General features: G+C 41.3%; 3 protein-coding genes and 2 pseudogenes. 4 read left to right on the forward strand and 1 reads right to left on the reverse strand.

Annotation, left to right across the window (positions count from 1 at the left end; translation table 11 throughout):
- The 3 genes and pseudogenes from AAC037_RS18725 to AAC037_RS18735 form a co-directional block, all read left to right on the forward strand.
- Window positions 1-295, forward strand: a 295-nt coding sequence (locus AAC037_RS18725; protein WP_339904731.1) for an SDR family oxidoreductase, incomplete at its 5' end; no start/stop codon positions are given.
- Between the two features lie 23 nt (window positions 296-318).
- A complete protein-coding gene (gene uxuA, locus AAC037_RS18730) occupies window positions 319-1,485 on the forward strand; it encodes a mannonate dehydratase (RefSeq protein WP_339904734.1) in 1,167 nt (388 codons plus the stop codon).
- A gap of 47 nt (window positions 1,486-1,532) precedes the next feature.
- Window positions 1,533-2,886, forward strand: a pseudogene (locus AAC037_RS18735) (Gfo/Idh/MocA family oxidoreductase).
- Window positions 2,887-3,052: 166 nt separating this feature from the next.
- Here the strand turns inward: AAC037_RS18735 and AAC037_RS18740 are convergent.
- A complete protein-coding gene (locus AAC037_RS18740) occupies window positions 3,053-4,462 on the reverse strand; it encodes an NAD(P)H-binding protein (RefSeq protein WP_339904733.1) in 1,410 nt (469 codons plus the stop codon).
- A gap of 99 nt (window positions 4,463-4,561) precedes the next feature.
- On the opposite strand from AAC037_RS18740, the pseudogene AAC037_RS18745 reads away from it, so the two are divergent.
- Window positions 4,562-5,525, forward strand: a pseudogene (locus AAC037_RS18745) (amidohydrolase); the annotation flags it as partial.

Here is a 5,525-nt window from a genome sequence, read left to right on the forward strand (position 1 = left end):
TATGACGAAATGGATGTCAGTAGAATTTGCCAGGAAATATGGCGCCGGGTTACGTGTGAATGCAGTAGCTCCGGGTTTCTTTTTGACTGCCCAGAATGAAGCTTTGCTAACCAATAAAGATGGAAGCCTCACCCAACGTGGTAATCAAATCATAGACCATACACCTATGGGGCGATTTGGAAGTCCTGACGAACTTTTTGGAGCGGTGCAATGGCTTTGCAGCGAGGGCTCTAAATTTGTGACAGGAACAATCACAGAAATAGATGGGGGATTTAGCGCGTATTCAGGAGTATGAGTGATAAGAAACAACCAATATATATGGAGCAGACCATGCGCTGGTATGGTCCAAATGATCCGGTACAATTGTCAGACATCAGGCAGTCAGGTGCCACAGGCATTGTAACCGCCTTGCATCAAATTCCAAATGGGGAAGTCTGGTCCAGGGAAGCCATCAAAGAAAGAAAAGATATCATTGAAGCGGCAGGATTGACTTGGTCAGTGGTGGAAAGTGTACCTGTACACGAGAACATCAAAACTCGATCAGGAAATTTTGAAACCTATATCAAAAACTATCAAGAAAGCATACGAAATTTGGCTGCAGAAGGCATTGGTACCATCTGTTATAACTTTATGCCCATTTTGGATTGGACAAGAACTAACCTTGCCTATGAGGTGGAGAATGGTGCCAAAGCCCTTCGTTTTGAAATGAAAGCAATTGCTGCATTTGACTTACATATTCTCCAGCGACCCGGTGCCGAAGCAGAATACAGTGAGAGCATGCAACAAAAAGCCAAAGCCTATTTTGATGCCTTGACGGGGGATGATAAACAACAGCTGATAAACAATATCATTGCAGGTTTACCGGGTGCTGAGGAAGGATACTCAGTTGAAGACTTCCAAAAAGCATTGGACACCTATAAAGATATTGATGCTAATAAATTAGGGGAAAATCTCAACTTGTTTCTGGATGCAATTATTCCGGTGGCAGAAGAGAATAAGGTACTAATTTGTATTCACCCTGATGATCCACCCTTCCCTATTTTTGGCTTACCAAGAGTGGTAAGTACAGCAAGTGATTACGATAGAATTTTGGCGAATAATAATAGCCCGTTAAATGGCTTTACATTTTGCACCGGTTCATTAGGAGTAAGGGCTGACAATGATTTGCCTGCAATGGTGACTAAATATGGTGAGCACATACATTTTATCCATTTGAGAAGTACGCAACGTGATGAAGAAGGCAACTTCTATGAAGCCAACCATATGGAAGGAGATGTCCCAATGGCCGATGTGGTTGAAGAAATCGTAAAATTACAGCAAAGAATAGGAAAATCACTTCCTATGCGGCCGGACCATGGCCATCAAATGTTGGATGATCTTGGAAAGGTAACCAATCCTGGGTATTCTGCCATAGGAAGGTTAAAAGGACTTGCAGAACTTCGCGGTTTAGAAATTGGCATTGCCAGAAGTATATTAAACCGGTAAATTGCAAGTATAGTAAACTTTAAAATTTAACAAACCTGAAAATAATTATGAATAATTCAAATGATTCCAGAAGAGATTTTATTAAAAAATCTGCTATGGCTACTATGGGAATTTCCGCTTTAGGGGCTGTAGGCTTTTCTGCAAAAAGCTATGGAAATATCATCGGTGCAAATGACAAGCTAAATATCGCTATTGCCGGATTAGGTAGAAGGTTAGGTGCTTATTACGAGCCTATTGGACAAAAATCAAACAATGTAAACCTTAAATATCTTTGTGATGTAATGCCTTCACAAAGAGTTAAGGCAGCTAAAAACTTTGAAAAGCACATTGATTATAAACCAATACTGGAAAATAGTATTTTCAAAGTATTGGAAGATAAAGAAGTAGACGTATTGATCAATGCCACTCCGGATCACTGGCATGCGCCGGGTACTTGGTTGGCTTTAGAGGCCGGAAAACACGTTTATGTTGAAAAACCGTGTAGTCACAACCCTTATGAAGGAGAGTTATTGGTAGCTTACCAAAAACACTACAACAAGGTGGTTCAGATGGGTAACCAACAACGTTCTTCTCCTGAAAGCATCGAAGTAATCAAAGCTATTCATGCAGGTGAAATAGGAAATGTTTATAAAGCCACTGCCTTTTATAATTCAGGTAGAGGTGAAGTTCCTGTACAAAAGAAAGCCAGCCCTCCAAATGGATTAGATTGGGAATTGTTCCAAGGGCCTGCACCAAGAAGAGAATATACTACTGAAACTTGGGATTATAATTGGCACTGGTATGGCTGGGATTATGGCACAGCAGAAGCCGGAAACAATGGTACTCACGAGCTGGATGTGGCCAGATGGGCATTGGGGGTAGACTTCCCTGAGAAAGTAATTGTGGACTCAGGAAAATACCATTGGCCTAATGATGGATGGACCATGTATGATACTATGGATGCTGTCTTCAAATTCTCCAATAACAGAACCATCCAGTGGGATGGCAAAAGTAGAAATGGTCACAATACTTATGGACCGGGAAGAGGAACCATTATCTATGGTACAGACGGATCTGTTTATGTGGACAGAGGCGGATACAAGATGTTTGATCGGAAAGGAAATCAAAAGCAGTGCATCTGAAAGCAAGGAAGCCGGAACTGCCCTAGGTGGAGGTGGTAGCATGTCCACTTTGCATATGGTTAACTTCTTTGATGCGATCAGAGGAAAAGCCGCACAAAATAGCCCTATTGATGAAGGTGCAAAAAGTGTATTGCTTTGCCACTTGGCCAATATCGCGTCAAGAACCGGAGAAGTACTTACCTGTGATTCTTCCAATGGTCACATCACCAACAGCAAAAAAGGTAAAGCACTTTGGAAAAGAGAATATGAAAAAGGTTGGGAGCCAAAGCTTAAGGCCTAACCCATTGATTTTAATTGATAATTATTTAAAATCCCTGAAAAATTTCAGGGATTTTTTTATGCTTTTTTTTTTATAGAATTGCTTCCGAAGAAATGGATTATACTGTCATTCTCTAATTCGATTTGAATCTGAACCTAATTAATACTGAGATCCTTCCTTGTCTTAATTATTTGGAGGCCTTTTTTCTACTTCCCACCGCATTAAGGTATTTGGCATACCTTTTCATTACCCAAAGGTGCAACCTTGCTTGTGTATTGACATATATCAACCAAGGGATCTTGGGAACAAATTCATGTATGGCCGAAATAATGTATTTCCCTCCCAAAACCTCTCTAAATTCCAGCCAACCATAATTTGCCCTACTCACCAAGTAGCCTCCGGTAATGTAAAAAAGTTGTCTCTTTTTATCACTTCTGTCCTTAACCCATGACAATTGAAGCATTGGTTTTTTGATAGAAAACAGATAAAAGCTTATCACTTTTTTTTCATCTTCCTTGGCTTTAATTATTGATTTAAAAAAAGTTGGCAACCAAACCTTATATCTATTTGCAGCCCAAAAAGCACTTTTACCACGTAGGTTGGGCATCCTTTGTATGCTTCGCACTGTGTTTTTCTGCGTTTTTAGCAATTTAAACTGTGGCAAAACAGGCTCTTTCTTAGCTTCCAAGGCTATTTTTACCGCTTCATCATAGCTTTGGTAGGAAATATCAGCTGCCTTAAAAGACAATTCATCCGACACTGTCATGGTATGCTTTAGGCTTTCCACCAATGGAGACACCAATTGAGAAGGGCTTTCCCCAAAATACCCTACCCAAAGTTTGGATAGCCCCGGGGAGAAGAAAGGAACGGAAAAAATCATCCGTTTTTTCCCCATTACCACTGAGGTGCGGATCAGCATTTCCTTATAACTCATCACTTCAGGATTCCCTATTTCTATGGCTTTGTCATACACCGCTTCATTTCCCAGACAAGAATCAATAATGGTAAGGGTGTCTCTAAGTGAGATGGGTTGTGTCTTTGAATCGGTCCATTTTGGGCAAATCATAACTGGGAGTTTTTTTACCAGGTTTTTGATCATATCAAAGGAGGAACCTCCGGGACCCACAATTATACTTGCCCTTAAGGCAGTAAGCGCTGCTGACCCAGTAGATAATGTTCGTTCTACCTCCAAACGGCTTTTCAAATGTTGAGACCATTCTTCTTCAGGTTCTCCTTTAGGCAATATGCCTCCCAAATAAATGATCTGCTCCACCGAATTAGCCGAAGCAGCTCTAGCAAAATTATCTGCCAGAAGGAGGTCCGTATCCTCAAAACTCCCTTGATTAAGCCTGGTGGTAGCGTTCATAGAGTGTACCAAATAAATGGCATAATCCACACCTTTTAGCGCCTCTGTAGTGGAGGAGATCGAGTACAATTCCACTTGCCTCCATTCAATTTCTTGCTGAGGATTATCTACTACCTCTTTCCTACTTAAGCCAACAATATGGTAACGGTCCTTGAACCTTTCCATAAACCACCTGCCTATATATCCTGTAGCTCCAGCTATGGCTACAACTTTCTTTCTTTCTGAAGTCATACTTATATCAACTAGTCCCAGCTTAAATTGTTAGTGCTTCTCTAAGTTATTCCTATTTTTGCCTTTATCTTATTTTAAGTATAAAAAAAAACAATAGTTATGCATAAGTTTTTTCTATTCTTGGCGGTTGCATTGACCCTACCAATGGCTGCAATGGCCCAAGAGGAGGCAGATTGGGATGTTTCTCGTCCAAATGGAGATTGGGATTTTGACTGGATTAATTTCACCACGGATGAGGGAACCTGGATGAATCTAGATATTAGCCCGGATGGTAGCAGGGTAGTTTTTGATCTACTTGGGGATATTTATTCCATTCCAATCAAAGGCGGTAAAGCAAAAGCCCTTAGAACCGGAATGCCATTTGAAGTGCAGCCTAGGTTCAGTCCGGACGGCAAATGGATATCATTTACCTCAGATGCCGGAGGGGGAGACAATATTTGGATAATGAAAGCTGATGGATCTGAAGCCAAACAAATAACCAAGGAGTCTTTTCGTTTGTTAAACAATGCAGATTGGATGCCTGATGGAAACTTTTTAGTTGCTCGAAAACATTTTACCTCAGGAAGATCTTTAGGCGCCGGCGAAATGTGGCAATACCACATTTCAGGAGGTTCAGGTTTGCAGCTAACCAAAAGAAAAAATGACCAGCAGGATGTCAACGAGCCCTCAATATCTTCCGATGGCAGGTATTTGTATTATAGTGAAGACATGTCTCCGGGAGGAAGCTTTCAATACAACAGAGATCCCAATGGGCAAATATATGTTATCAAAAGGTATGATTTCCAAACCGGGGAAATAAAAACAATCACCGGGGGCCCGGGTGGGGCTGCTAGACCACAAATCTCGCCTGATGGAAGCAAGCTGGCCTTTATCAAGCGGGTAAGAACGAAGACCGTGTTATATATTCATGACTTGAAAACAGGTGAAGAATGGCCTGTTTATGACCAACTGAACAAAGACCAGCAAACCGCATGGGCCATCTTTGGCGTTTATCCGGGATTTGCTTGGATGCCTGAGGGGGAAGAATTGGTTATTTGGGCGAAAGGTAAACTCCATCGGATTA

The organism is uncultured Cyclobacterium sp. (assembly GCF_963976465.1).
In the GTDB taxonomy this organism is placed as follows: domain Bacteria; phylum Bacteroidota; class Bacteroidia; order Cytophagales; family Cyclobacteriaceae; genus Cyclobacterium.

Excerpts from the sequence above, each read along its gene's own strand:
- AAC037_RS18740 (WP_339904733.1), bottom strand. The coding sequence starts at position 4,462 with ATGACTTCAGAAAGAAAGAAAGTTGTAGCCATAGCTGGAGCTACAGGA.
- uxuA (WP_339904734.1), top strand. The coding sequence starts at position 319 with ATGGAGCAGACCATGCGCTGGTATGGTCCAAATGATCCGGTACAATTG.